Annotated in this window: 20 protein-coding genes; 5 read left to right on the forward strand and 15 right to left on the reverse strand. The window is 55.3% G+C overall.

Annotation, left to right across the window (positions count from 1 at the left end; translation table 11 throughout):
- Positions 1–60: 60 nt before the first annotated feature.
- Entirely contained in the window at positions 61–846 is a 786-nt protein-coding gene (locus KDC22_RS27315) for a helix-turn-helix domain-containing protein (RefSeq protein WP_173131843.1), read from the reverse strand.
- Between the two features lie 280 nt (positions 847–1126).
- Here KDC22_RS27315 and KDC22_RS27320 point away from each other — a divergent pair, with 280 nt between their 5' ends.
- On the forward strand, positions 1127–2428 hold the full coding sequence (locus KDC22_RS27320) for an aminotransferase class I/II-fold pyridoxal phosphate-dependent enzyme (protein WP_211721008.1): 1302 nt from the start codon (positions 1127–1129) through the stop codon (positions 2426–2428).
- 159 nt (positions 2429–2587) lie between these two features.
- Entirely contained in the window at positions 2588–2704 is a 117-nt protein-coding gene (locus KDC22_RS27325; RefSeq protein WP_209994562.1) for a YjcZ family sporulation protein, read from the forward strand.
- A gap of 164 nt (positions 2705–2868) precedes the next feature.
- On the opposite strand, the gene KDC22_RS27330 is transcribed toward KDC22_RS27325, so the two are convergent.
- The 5 genes from KDC22_RS27330 to KDC22_RS27350 form a co-directional block, all read right to left on the reverse strand.
- Entirely contained in the window at positions 2869–4089 is a 1221-nt protein-coding gene (locus KDC22_RS27330; RefSeq protein WP_211721009.1) for an ABC transporter permease, read from the reverse strand.
- A 1-nt stretch (position 4090) separates the two neighbouring features.
- Complete coding sequence (locus tag KDC22_RS27335) at positions 4091–4837, reverse strand: ABC transporter ATP-binding protein (protein WP_211721010.1); 747 nt, start codon at positions 4835–4837, stop codon at positions 4091–4093.
- Positions 4834–6324, reverse strand: coding sequence for a DEAD/DEAH box helicase (locus tag KDC22_RS27340; RefSeq protein WP_173131831.1), 1491 nt, complete (start codon positions 6322–6324; stop codon positions 4834–4836). The genes KDC22_RS27335 and KDC22_RS27340 overlap by 4 nt, the downstream gene beginning before the upstream one ends.
- Positions 6325–6487: 163 nt before the next feature.
- A complete protein-coding gene (locus tag KDC22_RS27345; RefSeq protein WP_211721011.1) occupies positions 6488–7264 on the reverse strand; it encodes an SDR family NAD(P)-dependent oxidoreductase in 777 nt (258 codons plus the stop codon).
- A gap of 28 nt (positions 7265–7292) precedes the next feature.
- Positions 7293–7748: a chemotaxis protein CheX gene (locus KDC22_RS27350; RefSeq protein WP_173131824.1), complete on the reverse strand. Its 456-nt coding sequence runs from the start codon at positions 7746–7748 to the stop codon at positions 7293–7295.
- Between the two features lie 388 nt (positions 7749–8136).
- On the opposite strand from KDC22_RS27350, the gene KDC22_RS27355 reads away from it, so the two are divergent.
- Both KDC22_RS27355 and KDC22_RS27360 read left to right on the forward strand, forming a co-directional pair.
- Entirely contained in the window at positions 8137–9039 is a 903-nt protein-coding gene (locus tag KDC22_RS27355; RefSeq protein ID WP_173131821.1) for a LysR family transcriptional regulator, read from the forward strand.
- Positions 9040–9083: 44 nt separating this feature from the next.
- The gene (locus KDC22_RS27360) at positions 9084–9893 is read left to right on the forward strand and encodes a histidinol-phosphatase (protein WP_173131818.1); all 810 of its coding nucleotides are present in this window, start codon (positions 9084–9086) and stop codon (positions 9891–9893) included.
- A 115-nt stretch (positions 9894–10008) separates the two neighbouring features.
- On the opposite strand, the gene KDC22_RS27365 is transcribed toward KDC22_RS27360, so the two are convergent.
- From KDC22_RS27365 to KDC22_RS27400, 8 genes are all read right to left on the reverse strand, one after another.
- Complete coding sequence (locus KDC22_RS27365; protein WP_246553789.1) at positions 10009–10749, reverse strand: NADPH-dependent oxidoreductase; 741 nt, start codon at positions 10747–10749, stop codon at positions 10009–10011.
- A 227-nt stretch (positions 10750–10976) separates the two neighbouring features.
- Positions 10977–11519, reverse strand: a complete 543-nt coding sequence (locus KDC22_RS27370; RefSeq protein WP_173131811.1) for a GNAT family N-acetyltransferase — start codon at positions 11517–11519, stop codon at positions 10977–10979.
- A gap of 51 nt (positions 11520–11570) precedes the next feature.
- Entirely contained in the window at positions 11571–12506 is a 936-nt protein-coding gene (locus tag KDC22_RS27375) for a metallophosphoesterase (RefSeq protein WP_211721013.1), read from the reverse strand.
- A 58-nt stretch (positions 12507–12564) separates the two neighbouring features.
- Positions 12565–13230 (reverse strand): potassium channel family protein, encoded by a 666-nt coding sequence (locus tag KDC22_RS27380; protein WP_246553038.1) that lies wholly within the window; start codon positions 13228–13230, stop codon positions 12565–12567.
- Positions 13231–13309: 79 nt separating this feature from the next.
- The gene (locus KDC22_RS27385) at positions 13310–14224 is read right to left on the reverse strand and encodes a DUF3891 family protein (protein ID WP_343221815.1); all 915 of its coding nucleotides are present in this window, start codon (positions 14222–14224) and stop codon (positions 13310–13312) included.
- A 259-nt stretch (positions 14225–14483) separates the two neighbouring features.
- Positions 14484–15248: a succinate dehydrogenase iron-sulfur subunit gene (gene sdhB, locus KDC22_RS27390; protein WP_173131801.1), complete on the reverse strand. Its 765-nt coding sequence runs from the start codon at positions 15246–15248 to the stop codon at positions 14484–14486.
- A gap of 321 nt (positions 15249–15569) precedes the next feature.
- Complete coding sequence (sdhA, locus tag KDC22_RS27395) at positions 15570–17312, reverse strand: succinate dehydrogenase flavoprotein subunit (protein ID WP_211721015.1); 1743 nt, start codon at positions 17310–17312, stop codon at positions 15570–15572.
- 129 nt (positions 17313–17441) lie between these two features.
- Positions 17442–18107, reverse strand: a complete 666-nt coding sequence (locus tag KDC22_RS27400) for a succinate dehydrogenase cytochrome b558 subunit (RefSeq protein ID WP_173131798.1) — start codon at positions 18105–18107, stop codon at positions 17442–17444.
- Positions 18108–18516: 409 nt separating this feature from the next.
- Between KDC22_RS27400 and KDC22_RS27405 the strand changes: the two genes are divergently transcribed.
- Positions 18517–19416 (forward strand): LysR family transcriptional regulator, encoded by a 900-nt coding sequence (locus KDC22_RS27405; RefSeq protein ID WP_211721016.1) that lies wholly within the window; start codon positions 18517–18519, stop codon positions 19414–19416.
- Between the two features lie 114 nt (positions 19417–19530).
- Here KDC22_RS27405 and KDC22_RS27410 read toward each other — a convergent pair whose 3' ends face one another.
- Positions 19531–21180 (reverse strand): type 2 periplasmic-binding domain-containing protein, encoded by a 1650-nt coding sequence (locus tag KDC22_RS27410; RefSeq protein WP_211721017.1) that lies wholly within the window; start codon positions 21178–21180, stop codon positions 19531–19533.
- Positions 21181–21184 lie beyond the last annotated feature (4 nt).

Here is a 21184-nt window from a genome sequence, read left to right on the forward strand (position 1 = left end):
CAGACGGATGCCCGCTTCAACTTTTGATGAACCCGATGACGCGGCATTTAGGCGCCCGGGTCAGCGGATTTCCGACGGGCTTTTGCCGGTGTGCTGCTTGAACTGGCGGCTGAAAAAGAAGATATCGCGGTAACCCAGCGCATCCGCCACCTCGGTTACATTCATGCCGGCATACAGCAGCAGATGCTGCGCCCGTTCAATTCTCGCACGGATCACATAGGACTGGACCGAGGAGCCGGTGATCTCTTTGAACTTGATCGAGAAGTAGCGCGGCGACAGCCCCGCCCGGGCGGCCAGATCCTCTACCCGGTGCGCAGCACCCGGATGCTGGCTGACATAGTTGGCGACCTCATGGATCACCTCAGCCAGCTGGTTGCTGACATGGCGTTCAACCGGCACTACCTGATCCTGCCGCAGCAGATGAATCATCAACTGCTTCAGAATCAGGCGGCCTTCCTCCTCCGCGGCATAGGTCTGCACCAGGAACAGGCGGACATAACGGGCCAGCAGATGCTCGAATTCCACCGTCTCCGTCAGCTCATGGTACGGTGCCGGAATCTCGGTTACCTCCTCGGTAACATCGAAATGAATATATGTAAGCACAAGCGGCTTTTGCGGATTGTGTGTCGCACTGGTGTGGTCCCCCGGACGGAACAGGAAGCAGCTTCCCTTCCCCACCTGATAAGGCACCCCGCTGCGCACAACGGTCCCCTCTCCGCTCCAGACATAGAACAAATCATAATTTTGCAGCGGCTTCTCTCTTTTTTGCCACTTCCAGCCCGGTTCACAGACAATCTTCGCCAGGGCCGGGAGGATGACAAAAGAGGATGGCGATGCATGCAGCATATGGTTCCCTCCTAAACGTATAGCGTAAGCTTACTTTTCATAATACCTTGTCCGGTTCCCTTTTGTACATCTTCACGGCTTCAGGCCGTTCCCGAACCTGTCACAGAAAGTCTTGCCCGGCGCGTGATGCCAATGTCCGGCTGAAGAGGAGGCGCTTGCCTGATTCCAAAAGTATTTGTGAAAACGCAGCATTCCTCAGTGACGGCTGCAATCCACGGTGTTATAATGTTAGGCAATGTTAGCGTATATATCCCAGAAGAATACCGGAAGGATGAAACTGATGAATCCACTGGCTGGACAATTGAATGACAGCATCAAGGCAGGCAATGAACATGTGTACGATATGCTCTCTAGTCTCGGTAAAGCAATCTATTTCCCCAAAGAGGGGATCCTGAGCCAATCCGCAGAAGCCACGGCTCATGCCAAGAAGTATAACGCCACCATCGGAATCGCTACCGAGAACGGGTTGCCGATGCACCTTGGTGTGATCCAGGATAAACTCTCCGCCTACAGTCCCAAAGACCTCTACGGCTACGCGCCTCCAGCAGGCAAGCCGGAGCTTCGTTCCGTATGGCGGGAGAAGATGCTGCGTGAGAATCCGTCGCTTGAAGGCAAGTCCTTCAGCAATCCTGTCGTAACGAATGCGCTGACCCACGGGCTTAGCATCGTTGCCGATCTGTTCGCTGAGCAAGGGGATGCCGTCATCTATCCGGACAAAAACTGGGAGAACTACGAGCTGACCTTCGGCATCCGCCGCCTGACCGAGACCGTTAATTATCCGCTGTTCACCGAGGATATGAACTTCAATAGTGAAGGTCTGCTCGATGCGCTGCTGTCCCAGAAGGACCGCGGCAAAGCCATCGTCCTGCTTAACTTCCCGAACAATCCGACCGGATATACACCGGGCATTAAGGAAGGCGAAGCCATCGTTGCCGCTATTCTGCGTGCCGCCGAAGAAGGCATCAATGTGGTCGTGGTCAGCGATGACGCTTATTTCGGACTCTTTTTCGAGGATTCGCTCAAGGAATCCCTGTTCGGCAAGCTGGCGAATCTGCATCCGCGCGTGCTGGCGGTCAAGATTGACGGAGCCACCAAGGAAGAATTCGTCTGGGGCTTCCGTGTCGGCTTCATCACCTACGCTTCAGAGAACAAGGAGCTGCTGGCAGCCCTGGAGCAAAAAACACTGGGCATCATCCGGGCCACCATCTCCAGCGGAGCACATCCATCGCAGACCTTTGTCCTGGACGCGCTGAAGGCGCCGGAATTCGCCGCACAAAAGGAAGAGAAGTTCCAGATCATGAAAGGCCGGGCCAACAAAGTGAAGGCGCTGCTGGACAGCGGCAAATACGGCGGCGACGTATGGACGTATTATCCGTTCAACTCCGGGTACTTCATGTGCCTGAAGCTGCTCACCGTGCCGGCTGAAGCCTTACGGCTCCACCTGATCCACCATTACGGCCTGGGCACCATCGCCCTCGGTGAAACGGATCTGCGCATTGCCTTCTCCTGCATCGAAGAGGAGCAGCTTGAGGATCTGTTCGATCTGGTCTATGCGGGCATCCGTGATTTGGAGAAAGCCTGATCACTAAGCTTTGACATAGGCAAGTAAGTAGCCCCGGAAACCCGGGGCTACTTTTTTTCGCCTGCCCCTATGGCATTGGCCTATACACGTTCATCCCTCCGCACATACAATACGGTGTGTACTCAAGTACAACAACAAACAATCGAAAGGGGAATGAACATGAGCGAAGAAGTTAGAGGCGGATACGGATACGGACACGGTGCATTCACAAGCACAGGCGCAATTCTGGTTCTCTTTATCCTGCTGGTTATCATCAGCCGTTCACTCTTTGTCTAAACCGGGAATCACTCCCTGGAGAGAGCCTTGCGCTCTCTCCACTCCGTGTTACCGCATTCCCCGCTCCATAACAATGGCCTCACACTCTGCGGTAGCGGAGAATGAGGCCATTTGTCATGTGTATAGCATTAGGCACATAGGTGCATAGGTGCATACAGTAAGTTCTATAAGTCATCCTCATCCACGCGCGCTTCCTTGCGGGTGGACGAGACTCTGAACAGATACGCCAGCAGGAACCCGCAGGCGTAGGTTCCCAGGGCCGGCAGCGGCCGGTCCCCCAATTCAAGCAGGAGGGGAAGACCGGTCAGCAGGGCCAGGACCAGATGGGCCCGGAAGACAAACTGGATCGTCCCCTTCCCCTTGCTGCCTTCCGGCAGCGGGTACACGGTCAGCCAGAACGATTCACTGTGCAGCTTGCGCAGCGCTGTCAGCTGAATGCCCATCAGAAAAAGGAAAAATACATAAATGCCGCTGCCAAGGTAGCTGCCTCGTGTCATCCAGACCAGGAACAGATCGAGCACCGCAATCCGCAGGACGATGCCGAAGATGTCGCCGCGGGCGAAGCTTTTGGTCAACAGGAAGCGGTAGGCCGAATTCCGCTGCCAGGTGATGCCGCTCCCCCACTTGCTCAGATAGCGCCGGGCATAGACCCGCTGCTCGCGGCCGGGAACATCGACGAACCAGCCAAGAACCATCAGCGCCCGGGTCCCCTGATTCTTCTCCATGGTAATCAGGCGTTCCCACGGAACGGAATGCCGGCCGGGAACGGACAATGCTGCCGCGTAGGCTGCGGCCAGAATCACGATGAAGATCAGTGCGCGGATGGACGGCTGCCATACCCAGGCGGCAACCATCAGGGTGCCTACTGCCCAGCGCAGCAGATTGTAGCCGGTGGCTGCCGGACGCGAGAGCATAGCCGTCTCCCGCCATAACCCGTAGCTGGACAGCAGCTTCACCAGGATCAGCACCAGAAGCGTAGCCAGCAGCCCCTTAGGCGACTCCTCCGTGCGTATGTACAGCGGCCATAACGTAATGAGTATAAAGGCCAGGCGCAGGATCTTCCACACATTGCCGCTGACCCAGGAAGGGGCGAAATACTCCCTCATCCGGTGACCCTGCGGCAGCAGGAAGATCGTGTCCGGGGTCTGCAGATACGTCCGGAAGCTGCTGTGCACCGCCGCAGGGATCAGCAGAAGAAGCATAATCCAGCGGATGGGTATGCCTGCCGGAATATCGCGCAGCAGTGCAGTATACCAGGCGGAGAACATAATCAGTACCAGCAGGAACACCATCGCTACACCGCTCTGAATAATATAACCCACATAGGGAATCAAGCTACCTGTGAACCGGCTGCGCCGCTGCCGGCGCAGCTCCTTCAAATCCATATCATTTCCCTCCCTGAACCAGCTCGTAGAACAGCTGCTCCAAATTCAAGCCCTGCAGTCCGGCCTTCGCAGTCATCTCGGCAAGCGTTCCCTCTGCGATCACCATTCCGCGATGCAGCACAATGAACCGGTCACAATAGTTCTCGATGGTGGAGAGAATATGCGAGCTGAGCAGAATCGACGCCCCGGACTTCTTCAGATCCAGCATGAAGTCCAGCAGCGAGCGGATACCCAGCGGATCGAGGCCGAGGAAGGGTTCGTCGATGACATACAGGGCCGGGCGCGCTACGAACGCGCACATAATCATAACCTTCTGCTTCATGCCCTTGGATAGATGGGAGGACAGAGTATCCATCTTGTCCTCCATATTGAAGAGTGCGGCCAGCTGGCTGGTGCGTGATTCATAATCATTGCGTTCAACACCATAGGCCCGGGCAGTGAATTCTACATGCTCACGGACCGTCAATTCCTCATAGAGCAAAGGGGATTCCGGCACAAAGGACAGCGCGCTGTGGTAGCTCTCGGGATCGCTGCCCCGGGTCTTCCCCTGTACAGTAATCTCACCCTTATGCGGGGACATCAGCCCCAGGATATGCTTCATCGTGGTGCTTTTGCCCGCACCGTTCAGTCCGATTAACCCGACCATCTCACCTGGCTGCACCTGCAGGCCGATATCATGAAGCACCGGCTTATTCAGGCTGTAGCCTCCGCTTAAGCCCGTAATTTGCAATACGGGAGCTGTATTCATTGACCGTCACCTCTCGGGGTTTTGTTCTTGAGCCACTTCGGGGCTCCCTTATTCTTGCGGTTCTTGTCGCGCTCTGCCTGGCTGCGCGCCTTGCCCGCGGGCCCCGCCGCGCTGCGCGTGCTTGCGGCAATCCCCGGCCGGTGCTGCTCACGCCGCACCGTGCCCTCACCGCTGGCAGCCGCTGGTCCCGGCTGCCCTGCCGGCGCTGCGCCGCCGCTCCCTCCGGCTGCTGTTCCAGCAGCCTCGCTGCGCACCTGCGGCTTGCCGGTGCGCGGGGCTTCGCCGCCGCGCGGTAGAGCCCCCTCGCGGCGGGCGTTTCCGCCCCCGCCGCTGCGCAGTTCACTGCGCTCGCTGTCCGCCAGCGCCTTGCCGAAGGCCATCGCCCGCTCGTCCAGCTGGATATCCAGCTCGCGGGCGAATTTGCGCATGATGAACGTCTGCTGCTCCGTAACAATCGTTACGGACATCCCGCGTTTGCCCATGCGCCCCGTCCGTCCGGCACGGTGGACATAGTGCTCGGAGTCAAAGGCCGGATCGAAGCTGACGACCAGCGTCAGATTCTCAATGTCAAGACCTCTGGCCGCCACGTCACTGGCGACCAGCACCTTGAACTTGCCGCCCTTGAAGCGGGCCAGCACATTGCTGCGCGTCACCTTGTCCGCATCGCCATAGAGCGCGGCGGCCGGAAGTCCAAGGTGGTTCAGCTTGGCCGTCACCTCGGCGATGTCGTCGGTGGCGTTCACGAACACAAGCGCACGCTCCGGCTTGTAGTGGCGGATCACCCGGCGAAGCATATCGAGCTTGTTCCGCTCCTCGGCGACTACATAGTGATGTTCAAGACTCGCCGCGGTCATCATGCCGGGATCAATACCCACCTCGGCAGGATTCTTCATCTCCCGGTTCGCCAGCAGCCGGGTCTCCGGTCCGATCGTTGCAGACAGCATGACCAGCTGCCGGGTACGCAGCGCACTGCTGACAATCTTCGTCACTTCACCGGCGCCGCTAAGCTGGAACATCTGATCGGCCTCATCGAGTATAATCGTGGTTACCTCATGCATCTTCAGCTTGCGCAGCCCGATCAGCTCCCGCACGCGTCCCGGTGTACCTACCACCAGGTGGGGATGCTCCCGCAGCTTGTCAATCTGGCGCTTGATCGCCGCCCCGCCGATCAGCCCTATCGCCCGGATGCCCCGGTGTTCCCCGTAGCGCTCCGCTTCGCGGAGGATCTGCATCGCCAGCTCCTGGGTCGGTGCCAGCACAATTTTTTGCACCGATTTCTGGTCCGGGTTAATCCCTTGCAGCAGCGGCAGCAGATAAGCCAGCGTTTTGCCTGTTCCTGTCTGGGAAGCGGCCAGAACATCTCTTCCTTCCAGCAGAAGCGGAATCGTCTGCTCCTGTACGGGGGATGGTTCGGTAATGCCGAATTCAGACAACCGGGCAGCAAGATCTTCCTGAATGCCGATAGCTGCAAAAGAAGCTTTATTCATAATAGGTATTCATCCTTTTCACTTAAGATAATATGTTCATTATATGCCAAAAAGGCCTCTCCACCAAATGGAAGGCCATAAATCTAAGTCCAAGCCGTATTTATCAAGGGGGACATCTTCCTGTATGCAAAAGGGGACAAGCACTTTGCTTCCTGGCCGGTCATCATTTCCGGTTCATAACATTGTAGGTCAGCTTGTCCGCCAGCCGTGGAATCAGGCCATAGAGACGGATGCCGAAGCCAGCCAGACCGGGGAGGTCGATTTCCTCTTTGCCCTTCTCCATCAGCTTCACGATCTTCGCAGACACATGCTGCGGAGTCATCATGATCCGGCTTACACTTTTCTCATAATTGCCGGAAGGGTCGGCGGTCTTGAAGAATTCGGTGGCAATCGGTCCGGGGTTCACGGCCGAGACAATAATTCCGCTCTTGCGCAGCTCCTGACGGAGCGCATTGGTGAAGCCGAGAACCGCATGTTTGGTGGCGGTATAAGCAACCGCGCGGGCTGTGCCGATTTTGCCGGCCATCGAAGCCACATTCACAATCTGGCCGCTGCCGCGCTCCAGCATATGAGGTACTACCGCCTTGGTGCAGCGGACAATCCCCATATAGTTCACATCCATCATGGCGTCGAATTCGCCCGGCTCCATCTCCGTAAAAGCGGCGAACTTGCCGTAACCGGCATTATTGAGCAGAATATCAATTCTGCCGAACTGCTCCAGGATCTCCCCGAAGGTGCGTTCAACGGCCGCCTCATCGGTCACATCGCAGACGAACAGTCCATGTGCGCCCGGAATTCCCGCCGCGATCTCCTGCAGCTTGTCCTTCGAACGGGCCAGCAGAACCGGGACCGCCCCGCGCTGGCTGAGCATCTGTGCCGTAAGCGCGCCAATCCCGCTGGATGCTCCTGTAATGACCACAATTTTACCTTGTAATGCCATGGAATATATTCAACTCCCGATTATCCGCCTAAGAGATCATTACCTGAATATCAAGCTCTCCGATGCCCTCCATCACAAGAGGGATACTCAGCGCTCTGCGCGGCAGTATGGACATGCTCTCCGACTTCATCAGCTTCGGCGGGGTAATGTCTACAGACACCCCTTGGTTGGAGAGAATAGTACTGGCATTGCCGCTGATCATATTGCCAAGCTCGGATATGGCACTCTGCCCCATCTCATCCATTTCCGTAATTACATAACCGCCCATCATGGCCGACACCATCTTAAGCGCTACCGGTTCGGCAATCCCGAAGATAATATTCCCGCTGAGCTGACCTGTCATTCCCACTTGAATCCATATATGATTATCGATCAGTTCAATATCCTTAATCCCCAGCATACCGGTGGACGGCGAGACTTGGATCACCTGTTCAATTACAATGCGCGCAGACTCTAAAAACGGATTAATTACTTCTGCTTTCATGAAAGTGCTGTCCCCCCTCAACCAGTCTTTAGTCATATACCAAAAGTCCTAAGCAATAAAATTTATTATACTTCATATATCGGTATTATTCACCAAAAATTAATGGTCTTGTCGAATGATTTCTGAAGATAGTTTGGGCGGCAACATTGCCCTCCCGGGAGGAATCTCCTATAATTTAAACAATAAACGTAAAACCTGCGGCGTCAAACCCTCCGAGTGCAGCACTCACAGCAACTATATTTTCCGTTCACCGTGTCAGAATTTGCAGCTAGCCGACTCTAATTCTAAGAAGCAGACATGTGCGCATACGTCCTCTGGAAAGCTAGGGCTTTCCCTGTTTGTACAAATATACGGCGGCACCATCCGGTAGCCATAAGGGGGCAAGTCCATGAATATCAGCCAGCTCGAAACACTGATTACCATCTCCAAAACGATGAGCTTCCGCAAGGCGGGTGAACTGCTCAACCTTACCCAGCCCGCCGTCTCGGCGCAGATCAAAAGCCTGGAGGAAGAATTCAAAACCCAGCTTGTTGACCGGAACCAGCCGGTAACGCTGACGGACAGAGGCAAGGTCTTCCTTGCCCACGCAGAGCAGATTGTAGGTATCGTAGATGAGCTTAAGCAGCGCCTTGCCGATCTCGATGAGAATCCCCAGGGGCATATTATTCTCGGTACGACCACCTCCATCGCTATCCAGATTCTCCCCCGGGTGCTGTCCTATTTCCAAGATCAGTTCCCGCATATCAAAACATCGATCTCATCCATGTCCTCCTCCCAAATCTACCAGCATGTCGAAAACGGGATTGTCGATGTCGGCATCGGCTATCTGATCGGCCGCAACCCGGGGATGACTACTTCAGTCCTGTATTATGATACTTTTGAACTGGTTGTCTCCCCCCGCCATCCGCTGGCCCAGGTCAAATCGGCCGGGATTGAGGCACTGGGGAGAATACCGCTTATCCTGCTCTCGCCGGACACGGTCGGACGTAAATTCGTCGATGAGGTGCTGGCGAAGCACGGCATTCAGCCGCTCGTGATCATGGAGCTGACCAGCAGCGAGGAAGTGAAGCGGATGGTTGAGCTTGACCTGGGCGCGGCGGTCATCTCCAAGCAGTCTGTCATGGCCGAGGTTAGACTTGGCACACTCCGCATCGTTCCGATCATTGAGCTGGAGGTGACCCATCCCGTAGGTGTCATTACCAAATCCGGCAAGTATGTCAATTCTGCGATGAGACAATTCCTGAGCGATCTTAAGGGGATGCCCGAGACCCAGTTCATCGGCTCAGAGTAACCTTTACCCATTCTGCCATATTGGCCTAAGGAGATGTTCCCTGTATGAATTTCGACCTGCACACCCACCATTTCCGCTGCGGTCATGCGGACGGCAATATCAGAGACTACATTGAAGCCGGAATAGCAGCGGGGCTGGATGTCATCGGTATTTCCGACCATTCGCCTTACTTCGGAAGCCCGGACGAGCAGGCTTTTCCGCGTATCGCCATGGCCAAGTCCGAGCTGGCCCGTTATGTCCAGGAAGTTCTGTCGCTGCAACAAGAGTACGAAGGCCGCATAGATGTCCTGCTTGGCATGGAGTCGGATTATTTCCCGGAGCATGCGGAGCTGTACCGCAAGACCTTCGCCGCATATCCGTTCGATTATGTAATCGGCTCAGTGCATCACGTAGAAGAAGTCAGCATCTTCAACAAAAGCCGCTGGAAGGGGCTTGGCACGGAGCAGCAGCTTGCAGCCAAAGCGGAGTACTACCGGCTCATAGCGGAATCTGCGCGCAGCGGCATGTTCCAGGTTCTCGGTCATATTGATGCCATGAAAGGGAATTATCCCCCCTTCTCCGAGATTGCCGCTCCGCAGGAGATTGACGAAGCCTTGCGCATCATCGGCGAATGCGGGCCGGCCATTGAGATCAACACCTCCGGCGGCACCAAGCTATGCGGCGGCTGGTATCCCTCCGATGAGATTCTGGAGCGGGCCCTGCATTTCGGCGTCGAGGTCACCTTCGGCTCTGATGCCCATAAGCCTTCCCGTGTGGCCGATCAGCGTAATCAGGTCGCTGCCAGGCTGAAGGAGATCGGATTTCAGTACTGGGTCTATTACAAGCAGCGCGGGAAGATCAAGGTTGCGCTGTAATCGTGTAACGCCAAAAAACCGTTCCGCAAGAAACTTGCGAAGCGGTTTTTTTGTTATTCAGCTACGCCCATCCCACCCGAATTCGAGCTATCCCGCTTCAATTGTACGCGAAGGATTACTCCTTCTTCAGATTACTGCAGGTGAAGCCCTGCTGCTTCAGCGTATGCTGCGCATCCCCGTACTGCGGATTCAAGGCATAGAAGCGGGCAATCGTACTGCTCCAGTCCCTTTCCGTCAGCCCCTGCGCCTTCAGCGACGCACGGTGGGCCGCATTATATTCTTCAATCAGGCCCTTCTGATCGGGATTATAGACTTCTTCATGATATACAGCCGCGATAGGCAGGCGTGGTTTCTTCGGCTGCTCTTCCGCCGGATAGCCGACGCAGAGACCGACGACCGGGAATACATATTCGGGTAATTGCAGCAGCTCAATGACTCCTGCTGTGTTGCGGCGTACGCCGCCGATGGGGATAATCCCCAGGCCCAGCGATTCGGCGGCAGCCACTGCGTTCGACAGGGCAATGCCTACATCGGTGGCGCCTACCAGCAGGGCATCGACATCCCGGACCGTTTCGAACGGCTGATCTTCAAGCTCCGCCGCAAGCCGGGCCCGGTGAAAGTCCATACAGAACACCAGGAATACCGGCGCGCCTGCCACATGCTTCTGGTTGCCGCTCAGTACCGAGAGCTGCTGCTTCCGTTCTTCGCTGCGTACGGCAATAATGGATACCTGCTGGCCGTTCACCCAGGAGGGGGCGGCCTGGGCGGCCTCAATTATGGTCTTCAGCTTCCAGGGCTCCACCGCTTGCCCTGTAAATTGCCGGAAAGAGCGGTGGTTCATAAGTAGTCTAATCACATCGTTCAAGAGTTCAGATCCTCCCTGCTTACATCATGTTATCTCTATCATCATAGCCTAATCCCCCTGGCGGCCGCCAGCAGAACAAACGGCTGTCCCGCGTCCAAGAGGCAAAAACGCAAAAAAATGGACCCGAATCATCGGGTCCCAACAGCAGTTATATTTTCAAAAGGGGGTCATGTACTTAGTTTAACCGCTCTCTGTTAGAGTTTGATAACGGCATTATTTCATTTGTATGACAATGTGAATACTTTCATTACATCGCCCGAGCCGTCGGCCATCGGGAGAATCCGCTCCAGCGTCAGGCCGTTCTTCAGCATGACCCGGGCCGACCGGAGATTATCCCCGCGGCAGCGCCCCTCGATCTGCTTCAGTCCGAGTTCCCGGAAGCTGTAGTCCAGCAGCAGCCCCAGTGCCTCTGTCGCATAGCCGTGCCCCCACCATGACGGACCCAGCATATAACCCAGCAGCGCCTTCCCCTCATGCCGGTTCCAGTTCTGCAGAGAGACCGACCCGATCAGCTCCGGCTGTCCTTTGATATAGATTCCTGCATGCAGGGCATGGGGATCATAGCCGTGAAGCATCCGGTTCACCAGCTTATCCAGTACCCCCTGCTGTGAAGACGATCCATGGCGTAGCTGAATATGCGGCTGAACCTCAGGGTGGGAGAGCAGCGATCTCAGCCGCACTCCGTCGCCGGACGCCATATTCTTCACTTCGACCGCCGGTCCTTGCAGCGCCATCCGCATAATCATCTCATATGTGCTCATGAACTTCTCCCTCTTCTGATCTCGGGTAGACTTCCCTTCAAGACAGCCCGGCTACCCCCGGCGCAGGGTCAGAACGGTCAGCTCCGGGCGGCACAGGAAGCGGAGCGGCATCAACGTCTCACCGAAACCTCTGTTCACATACACCGGCATCGCCTTATTCCCTGTATAATACAGGCCGTCTATGTATTTCTGTGATCCGTAAGGCGTGAAGGGCGCTCCTATCAGCGGCAGACGGATCTGGCCGCCGTGGCTGTGTCCCGAGAGCTGAAGGTGAAAAGGGTACGCTTCCGCAACCTCGGCGTAATCCGGCTCATGCATCAGCAGCACCGTGAATGTCCCGTCCGGAATCCCCTTGATCGCTGCTTCCGGGTCCGGCTGGCCATGCAGCATGTCATCCAGTCCGGCTACGGCCATCACAGCTCCGCCTTGCTTGATCAGATAGGACTGGTTACGTAATACGCGGAAGCCGGCTTCCGTCAGCAGACGGGTCAGCAGCTCCGTATTCTTGTAATCATGATTCCCGAGGATGGCATACTTCCCCAGCGGGGCTTCAAGCTCAGCGAGAACCGGGACCGAGTCGGTCAGATCCTCGGCATAGCTGTCTACGATATCTCCGGTGAAGCAGATCAGATCCGGCTTCTCTTCCTTGATGTGCTTGACCAGCCGGGCCAAATCGCGGGCATCCTTGTTGAAGCCCAGATGCACATCGCTGAACTGAACCAGCCGGGTCCCGGCAAAAGCGGAAGGCAGCTCCTTCAGAGGCAGCTCCTTGCGGGTAATCTCTAACCAGTTCGGCTCTCCTTGCCAGGCATAGCCGCCGGCAAGCAGACCGGCGCCAACCACCGCTCCCGCCCCACGGGCCAGGAACTGCCGCCGGGTCATCTTCCGGCCTCCCCGGCCTTCCGGCTTCCGGGGGCCAGGTTCGCCGCTGCCCTTAACAGCGGGAACAGAACTGCCGGGAGAGCCCCCGAACGATTGTTTGCTCATAGGGAGATTCTCCTTTCTATCCTTGCAATCTATGCGGTTAATATCACTAATGATTTCCTTACGGACCGTGCGGGTCCATCTCCTCCTGCTTCTCCGATACCGCTTCATCCACCTTGTCATCAATATCCACTTCTATCGCTGCCTCAACCTCTTCTTCCGTACCGGGTCCAAGGATTTTGCGGAACAAGCCCAGCATGGACAGCGCATAGGCGACGGTAATGAAGCTGAAGCAGATCTGCATGACTACAACAAGCCTTGAGGTGTTGTCTATGGGAGCTATATCCCCGTAACCCACGGTTGTAAAGGTTGCTACGCTGAAGTAGAGAAAGGTAATCAACTGGCTAAGCAGATCCTGCCCCAATCCCTCCCCCTGGAAGGAGGACTGTCCAAACAGCTTATAGACGGATGTATATACGACTGTAAAAAAAAGAATGCAGGTAAACGCAGCAATGCTGATGCGGATCAGGGTCTGCTGGAGCCTGACTTCCTTGCTGTTGGAATCCTTGATCTCATGAAAAATAAACAGAATGTAGAACAGGACCGAGGCCAGAACAAACAGCAGAATCAGCCCGCGCAGTCCCCGGTCTCCAGGCACAATAGTGCCCAGTTCGATCAGGTTCAGCAGATCCTCGACCGAGATCAGCGCATAGATCAGGATGGGAGCCAGCAGGACTCCCCTGCTCATCCAGCTCAGCTTCATCCGGGTGAACCACAGTACCAGCATAACTATGACAACCAAATTGAAAGTCCATACCCACCAACCCATGGCCTTTACGCTCCTGTTCTATGGTCCCGGACCCGCCTTACCTCTGCTGTCTCTCCGATGGCTGGCTGGCTCCGGTCTTCACCTGGGAATCCTCTTCCGCTCCGCTAATGACAGTAATCCGGCATTCCTCCTCCGGAGCGTTCCGGTAGGCCTCGGCAATCCCTTTGTCCTCAATCGCCTTCCGGCTGACCCGCCGCTGCTTGAAGCTGACTTCGATCTCCTTCGTGAACGGGAACGGAGTCAGGGTCAGTGTGGTGCTGTCCTGCCACTCAGCCTCAATGGCACGGCCGGAGGTGAAGCTGAACTCCTCGCTGCCCGAGAAGCCGTCTACGAACCAAGGGTGCTTCTCGGATTCAATGCTGCCCGGCTTGCTAAGTGCCAGGAACAGCGACAGGTCATCGCAGAACTGCAGCAGTCTGGCGTCATAGTATAACTCGCCTTCTTCAAGCGGCTTGCTCTGCTCCAGTCCGCGGTGAATACGTGCCCTGCGGTCCGCCTCATCCTGCAGATATTGCGTCAGCTCCGGGCATTCCTCACCCGACACCTCAATCAGCCTTTCAAAATGCGAACTGCACAGCAGCGCCCCGTAAGGCGTCTGTGCTTCAATCTCATCAATTCCCCGTCTGTAGAAGGTCAGCTTCGGCACAACCGGGAAATCGAGGAAGCTATACGGCAATCCCTCCGCATCGTTCCAGAACGGTGTCTCATCCAGGTCGATCCAGCCCCGGTCATGATTACTTACCGCCCACAGCACCTCGGCCCGGCGGCCTTCCGCCGGCGTGTGCTCTTCCTTGAACCATTTCGCGAATTCCCCGGCCAGCAGCCCGTGCTCATGCTGCTTCGTCATTATCAAGACTCCGTCCTGTTCACGGCAAATCACAGTCATTCCTCCCCGTTGTCTAAGTCCCAGAATGCTTTTCTCAGCTATGTAGATTATAACATATCCACCCATATTTATTGGAACCTGCCATACGTATGGCTATTCTATGCATTAACAGGCTCTTCATTACAGGCTGTCTAAAAATGTACCCTGTTTGATCCCCCCCAGAAACACCGGGCACGCTGCCAGTCCTTTCCTCAGCTCTTCAAGCGGTGACATCTCCTCATCCCCGGCATAGCCAAACAGGCCATTTCGGGATTCACTCCCGGATGGCCTGTTGCAGGGTTGCCTATGAATAATAGTCTAAGTTATCTGTCCCCGGTCCTGCGGGTTATACACCCAGCCAGCGCTTGAACATATGCTTCGTAGTCTGCTTGTTGATCTCGGCAATGGAAGTAGTGAGCGGAATGCCCTTAGGGCAGGCGCGTACACAGTTCTGCGAGTTGCCGCAGCCGTCGATACCGCCGTCATCCATCAGCGCATCCAGGCGCTCTTCGGCATTCATCTCGCCCGTTGGATGCGCGTTGAACAGCCGCACCTGCGAGATAGCCGCAGGCCCGATGAAGTCGGTCTTCTCGTTGACGTTCGGGCAGGCCTCCAGGCAGACGCCGCAGGTCATACATTTGGACAACTCATAAGCCCACTGGCGCTTCTTCTCCGGCATACGCGGTCCCGGACCCAGATCATAGGTGCCGTCAATCGGAATCCAGGCCTTGACCCGCTTCAGGGCATTGAACATCCGGCTGCGGTCAATCACCAGGTCGCGGACGACCGGGAAGGTCTTCATCGGCTCGATGCGGACCGGCTGCTCCAGGTTGTCAATCAGTGCGGCACACGCCTGACGGGGTTTGCCGTTGATCACCATCGAGCAGGCGCCGCATACTTCCTCCAGACAGTTGGATTCCCAGCATACGGGAACCGTATTGTCACCCTTCGCGTTCACCGGATTACGCTGGATCTCCATAAGTGCGCTGATCACATTCATCCCCGGACGGTAGGCAAGCTCAAATTCCTCCGTATAGGGGTTCGTTTCCGGTTCGTCCTGGCGGGTAATAATAAATTTCACATTTTTGGGAGCTGCTGCAGTTTCCGCCATGTCAGTTACCTCCTAAAAGTTTGGATTGCTTATCCTTCTTAACCATCGGCATCATTGCATAAATGGTCGGGTTTCGAGATTGGAATAGATTGAAATCTATTCTATTGTATTTCATACAACCAACTCAGGTATTTTCAGCCTGAAATTGAATTCTGCTGCATTTTGTACAATTGTTTTTTGCAATTTGACCCTATTTGGGTCCTATTGCAATATTCTATTGCACAGAATACATTAGTTTGCTTTTTAAGCGGTTAATCGGACGATTCTACTGTACAAAATACAATCGCACAGTATATTCCTATGCTACGCTCAAAGCTCCAATTAGTCCTTCGAGTAATCCCGCACGCGCGGAGGAATCAGCGATACATCCACTTCCTCGTAAGAGATCTGCGGGCCGTCGGCAGTCCAGGCTGCCTTAGTGGTCTTCAGGAATTCTTCATCGTTGCGCGTCGGGAACTCCGGCTTGTAATGCGCTCCCCGGCTCTCGTTGCGCAGCAGGGCTCCAAGCGTCATCGCCTCCGACAGCTCCAGCATGTTCCATAGCTGGCGGGTAAAGGCCACGCCCTGGTTGCTCCAGCGCGAAGTGTCGCTCATATTGATATTTTTGTAGCGTTCCTTCAGCTCTTTGATTTTGCCGATGGTTGCTTCAAGCTTCTTGTTCTCACGCACCACGGTCATGTTGGCCGTCATCCATTCGCCAAGCTCCTTGTGGATTACATAAGCATTCTCCGTACCTGTCATCCCCAGCAGAGACTCATATTTATCCGTCTGCGTCTTGTGGAAGCTGTCGAATACCATGGAGGAGATATCCTGAACCGACTTCTTGAGGCCCTTGATATATTCCACCGCCTTGGGTCCCGATACCATGCCGCCATAAATGGCCGACACCAGCGAGTTCGCGCCGAGGCGGTTCGCCCCGTGGTATTGATATTCACATTCCCCTGCGGCGAAGAGGCCGGGGATATTCGTCATCTGATTATAGTCAACCCACATGCCGCCCATGGAATAATGCACAGCAGGAAAGATTTTCATCGGAATTTTGCGGGGATCGTCTCCCATGAACTTCTCATAGATCTCGATAATCCCGCCCAGCTTCACATCCAGCTCCTTGGGGTCCTTATGGGACAGATCGAGGTACACCATGTTCTCGCCGTTAATGCCCAGTCCCTGATCCACGCAGACATTGAAGATCTCACGTGTAGCAATATCGCGCGGCACCAGGTTGCCGTAAGAAGGATATTTCTCTTCAAGGAAATACCATGGCTTGCCGTCCTTGTAAGTCCAGATACGCCCGCCTTCGCCGCGCGCCGATTCCGACATCAGCCGCAGCTTGTCATCCCCGGGAATGGCCGTCGGGTGGATCTGGATGAATTCCCCGTTCGCATAATGCACACCCTGCTGATACACAGCACTTGCAGCGGTTCCGGTGTTGATGACGGAATTCGTTGTTTTGCCGAAAATAATCCCCGGGCCGCCGCTGGCCAGAATGACCGCATCCGCCGGGAAGGTCTGAATCTCCATCGTCTTCAGATTCTGGGCGCTGATGCCGCGGCATACCCGCTCGTCATCCAGGATCACGGAGAGGAACTCCCAGTTCTCGCTTTTGGTGACCAGGCCTTCGGCTTCCCAGCGGCGCACCTGCTCATCCAGCGCATACAGCAATTGCTGGCCGGTGGTTGCACCGGCGAACGCGGTGCGGTGGCGCTTCGTCCCGCCGAAGCGGCGGAAGTCGAGCAGCCCCTCCGGGGTGCGGTTGAACATAACTCCCATCCGGTCCATCAGGTGAATAATGCCCGGTGCGGCTTCGCACATCGCCTTGACCGGAGGCTGATTCGCCAGGAAGTCACCGCCGTAGACGGTGTCGTCGAAATGCTCCCAGGGCGAGTCTCCCTCGCCCTTTGTATTAACAGCGCCATTAATGCCGCCTTGGGCACAGACCGAGTGGGATCTTTTGACAGGGACCAGTGAGAATAGATGTACATGCGCGCCGGATTCAGCGGCCTTAATGGTAGCCATCAGGCCGGCCAGACCGCCGCCCACGATGATGATATCGGCTGATGCCATGATTGTTCCCTCCTAAAAGTTTTGCGGAAGATCCGCTTCTTAGAGATAGCTATGCAGCAAAACTCGCTTCGGAAGCATAGGCTTAAGTGGTGTCAGCATAAGTTAATCGCATCCACACACCTGTATATTCTAAATGAAACTGCGCAATGACTGCATCGCCGCAGCGGTGGCCTGGAATTCATCGTTACGGAACGTTACCAGTGACAGTACGAACATGAAGGTAACGAGAACAAAAATGCCTAGGCAAAGAACGGATGATACTCTCTGGGAACGCGGGCCAACCGTAATTCCCCAGCTGATCAGGAACGACCATAGTCCGTTGGAGAAATGGAAGCAGGCGGCTACGATACCGACGATATAGAGCGTCATCAGCAGCGGCTGGGTCACAATGTTATGCATGACACCGCCAAGCTCATCATGCTCCACCTTGCCGAGCGCTACCTGGACACGGGTGTCCCACAGATGCCAGACAATGAAGATGAAGGTGACCACTCCACTGATCCGCTGCAGCGTATATCTCCAGTTTCTCTCGAGATTGTAGCGGTTCAGGTTCGGCTTCGACTGGTAGGCGATGTACAGGCCGTACACCCCGTGGTACAGCAGCGGCAGCCAGATGCCGAACAATTCCAGGAAGAAGACCAGCGGCAGGCTGTTCAGCCATAGCACACTGTCTGTGAAACCGGAAGCGCCACCCTCTACTGCTGCGAAGTTCGTCAGCATGTGCTCAAGGAAAAAGGCCCCAAGCGGGATAACGCCGAGCAAGGAATGAATCTTTCTGGAATAAAATCCTCTCATGCAAAGTGTCCCCTTTCCATATAAAACAGCGTTTTCACAAGTAGTCTTTGTAAAGAGCATACACTGCCGGGAGTACAGTTGAAACAGGGAAGCGGCAGGCTTGATTCAGCGGCAAATAGTCTGTTTGCACCACTATCCATTTGTTTTCCCGGACTTTGCTCTATTATTCACAATATGTGAATATCTTGTGTCACTTTTCATGTTACTCTTTTTTCGCTTATAAGGGAATTGCAATCTAATTATTAATCGTTATACAATAAACGCATAAGAATATTTTTTATGTGATAATAATTCTCATTTAGATTCGACATATACGTACAATCCAGGGTTGCCATCCTGTTCGGCAGGAGAACTGCGGTTCACCGGCTATGCTTTTTATCACAGTCTGAACACAAAGGAGCGCTATCCAATGTATGATGATCTAGATGCTTTTGCTGCGGTAGTGGAGCACTCCAGCCTGAACCGGGCCTCCCGCCAGCTCAATCTCTCCCAGCCGGCCCTCTCCCGCAAAATCTCCAAGCTGGAGGAACGGCTCGGTGTCGCCCTGTTCAACCGCTTCGGCAAGCGGCTGGAGCTCACAGAGGTTGGGCGCCTCACCTACACCTATGCGCTGGAGCAGCGGCAGCAGCGTTCCAAATTCCTCGAAGCCTTATCTATATTCAAGGAAGGCGAGCCGCAACTGGTGACCCTCGGCGCCAGCCTGACTACCCTGCAGACCACACTGCCTCCGCTGGTGAAAGCCTATACGGAGCAGTATCCGGCAGCCGAGCTGAAGCTGATCACCGGGAAGACGCATGAGATGGTCACCGCAGTCAGCGAAGGCAAATGCGATGTGGCCATCATTGCCTCCCAGGTACAGGAGCCGGGCCTGCGCTGCATCCCGCTCTTCGAGGACCAGCTCCGGCTGGTCGTCTCCGAGCATCATCCGCTGACTCTGACCCAGCGGCTCACCATGGAGCATCTCTCCCGGCTGCCGATGATCCTCTTCTCCAAGGGCACCTGGTACCGCCGGACCACCGACGATCTGTTCCAGCGATGCGGGGTTGATCCCGATGTACGGATGGAGATCGACTCCTTCGAGGCCATCGTCCGTCTGCTGCCGACCATCAAGGCTGCGGCCCTGCTGCCGAATTCGTATCTGCGCCCGGAGCTGCTGAATGGCGGGGGGCTGGTCTCCCTGCACATCAAGGAGCTGGAGCAGACGCAGCGGACCACTTGTCTGGTCTACCAAGGCAGCGGCGGACTCAGCACGGCAGCGCGCTGCCTGGTGCAGGTCACGGAGGATGTCTTCCTGAACAGCCGCGAGTAAGCCGCGATGAAAAGAGAAATCACCCGGCAAGTTCCGTAACACTACGGATCGACCTGCCGGGTGAGGATATTGCCGGGTAATTATTTTGCTATACTAAGCCAGGCTTACACCGAATTAACGGAATTTGCCTGCATCAATTGCTGCCTGCTTCTCATCGAGAATCTCCTGGTAGCCTGCCTCCAGGTACGTCTTCTTGGCAGCTTCATACGTAGCATCGAATTCAGCTTCCGGAGCGAGCACCACCTTCACATACAGCTCCTGGAACAGCGTGTTCAGATCCGCCTTATATTCGTTCACCTTCTCCAGCACCACATTGAACAGGGCATCCGGTGTGCGGAATTCGGCCACCTCGTCATAGTACTTCACCAGATCATCAGCCAGTGTCTCGTAGCCGGCCGGTGCCCAGTTCCGCAGGTTGGCCGTGCGGGTCTTGGCCGCATCCGGGTACTGGGCGATTTCGGTTACAAGGCCCCAGTAGTCCTTGTTATTGTTCTGTGCCAGAACGGCTTCGCCTTTGTAGTCCGGATTCTTCAGCGCGATGCCGTCTGCGTCGAGCGTATAGTTCTCCCCTTCGATCCCGTTCTGGAATTTGAACAGGTTCTCCGGCTGGCTGAGCCATTCAAGATACATCCAGACTGCAGCCCGTTCTTCCGGCGTAGATTCATAGTTAATCCCCATGATGAAGCCGAATGGCCAGTAGGCGCGCCCTTGAGGCTTATTGCCTTCAGGAACACCTGCATAAGGAGGCACTACAGCAAACTCGGCATCCGGGTTGTTCTGCAGCGTAGCTGCAAAGACATCCGTGTTATTGGCGAGGTAGAACGCAAAGTTGCCTGTTTTGCCCGCTACGAATTCCGCTTTGGTCTTAGGCTCATCGTTGCGCAGGTAGAATTCCTTATCGAGCAGTCCGTTATTGTACTGATAGTTGAGGTTACGCAGGTAAGCCTCCGTATCCTTCGTAGTCAGATCGGCCACGCTAAGATCGGAATACAGCGCACGGTATTTGGCGTCCACCGGCCATTCCCGGAACGGATAGTTGAAGTTGAAGAAGTTCTGCAGCAGAGTACCGGCGGTCACACCGAGTCCGGCTTCTTTCCATTTGACCAGCATCTCATTGTACTTCTCAAGCGAGGTCAAATCCTCAACCTTCATGCCTACCTTCTCCACCCAGTCCTTGCGGATAATGTTGACAAAGTTGTCGGCCTCAGGGCGTGCCGCGAAGAAGAAGGTTTTCTGGTCATCGACGGAACCATACTGTTCAATCGTCTCGCCCATGTTCTTCCAGTAGGTCGGCGCATAATTTTGAATCTCGGCATAGTCTAGCGGCTGCATCACATCCTCACCATAGTAAGTAAGCGCTTGCGGCATATCGTAGTGGAAAATGATATCCGGAGCTTTGTGCGAAGCCAGCAGCTGCTCGTAATCCGTCACTTCCTTGGCGCGGGTAATCGGCACATAGTTAACCTCTATATTGTATTTGTCGCCGAATTCCGCCTGCACCCAGCGGGTATAGTAGTTATCGGACACATTCCAGCCTTCATAGGCGCGCTCGTATACCGGAATATCTAGCGAGACTTTTTGCCCGAAGCCCTTGGAATGATCAGGATAGGCGCCTTCGGCCTGGTTCGTCGCTGCGGCTGTCCCGGCCGGTGTACTGCTGGATTCTGCAGCCTTCTTGGTGTTGTTCCCCCCCGAGCATCCGGCCAGCAGGCCGGCCGCCATGACTGACGCCATCATTAATGAATATACGCTTCTTGTATTCATCTTA

The organism is Paenibacillus tritici, from assembly GCF_018207515.1.
GTDB lineage: Bacteria > Bacillota > Bacilli > Paenibacillales > Paenibacillaceae > Paenibacillus_AQ > Paenibacillus_AQ tritici.

Coding starts and splice junctions, on each gene's coding strand:
- KDC22_RS27315 (WP_173131843.1), bottom strand. CDS start 846: ATGCTGCATGCATCGCCATCCTCTTTTGTCATCCTCCCGGCCCTGGCG.
- KDC22_RS27320 (WP_211721008.1), top strand. CDS start 1,127: ATGAATCCACTGGCTGGACAATTGAATGACAGCATCAAGGCAGGCAAT.
- KDC22_RS27325 (WP_209994562.1), top strand. CDS start 2,588: ATGAGCGAAGAAGTTAGAGGCGGATACGGATACGGACACGGTGCATTC.
- KDC22_RS27330 (WP_211721009.1), bottom strand. CDS start 4,089: ATGGATTTGAAGGAGCTGCGCCGGCAGCGGCGCAGCCGGTTCACAGGT.
- KDC22_RS27335 (WP_211721010.1), bottom strand. CDS start 4,837: ATGAATACAGCTCCCGTATTGCAAATTACGGGCTTAAGCGGAGGCTAC.
- KDC22_RS27340 (WP_173131831.1), bottom strand. CDS start 6,324: ATGAATAAAGCTTCTTTTGCAGCTATCGGCATTCAGGAAGATCTTGCT.
- KDC22_RS27345 (WP_211721011.1), bottom strand. CDS start 7,264: ATGGCATTACAAGGTAAAATTGTGGTCATTACAGGAGCATCCAGCGGG.
- KDC22_RS27350 (WP_173131824.1), bottom strand. CDS start 7,748: ATGAAAGCAGAAGTAATTAATCCGTTTTTAGAGTCTGCGCGCATTGTA.
- KDC22_RS27355 (WP_173131821.1), top strand. CDS start 8,137: ATGAATATCAGCCAGCTCGAAACACTGATTACCATCTCCAAAACGATG.
- KDC22_RS27360 (WP_173131818.1), top strand. CDS start 9,084: ATGAATTTCGACCTGCACACCCACCATTTCCGCTGCGGTCATGCGGAC.
- KDC22_RS27370 (WP_173131811.1), bottom strand. CDS start 11,519: ATGAGCACATATGAGATGATTATGCGGATGGCGCTGCAAGGACCGGCG.
- KDC22_RS27375 (WP_211721013.1), bottom strand. CDS start 12,506: ATGAGCAAACAATCGTTCGGGGGCTCTCCCGGCAGTTCTGTTCCCGCT.
- KDC22_RS27380 (WP_246553038.1), bottom strand. CDS start 13,230: ATGCTGGTACTGTGGTTCACCCGGATGAAGCTGAGCTGGATGAGCAGG.
- KDC22_RS27385 (WP_343221815.1), bottom strand. CDS start 14,224: ATGGGTGGATATGTTATAATCTACATAGCTGAGAAAAGCATTCTGGGA.
- sdhB (WP_173131801.1), bottom strand. CDS start 15,248: ATGGCGGAAACTGCAGCAGCTCCCAAAAATGTGAAATTTATTATTACC.
- sdhA (WP_211721015.1), bottom strand. CDS start 17,312: ATGGCATCAGCCGATATCATCATCGTGGGCGGCGGTCTGGCCGGCCTG.
- KDC22_RS27400 (WP_173131798.1), bottom strand. CDS start 18,107: ATGAGAGGATTTTATTCCAGAAAGATTCATTCCTTGCTCGGCGTTATC.
- KDC22_RS27405 (WP_211721016.1), top strand. CDS start 18,517: ATGTATGATGATCTAGATGCTTTTGCTGCGGTAGTGGAGCACTCCAGC.
- KDC22_RS27410 (WP_211721017.1), bottom strand. CDS start 21,180: ATGAATACAAGAAGCGTATATTCATTAATGATGGCGTCAGTCATGGCG.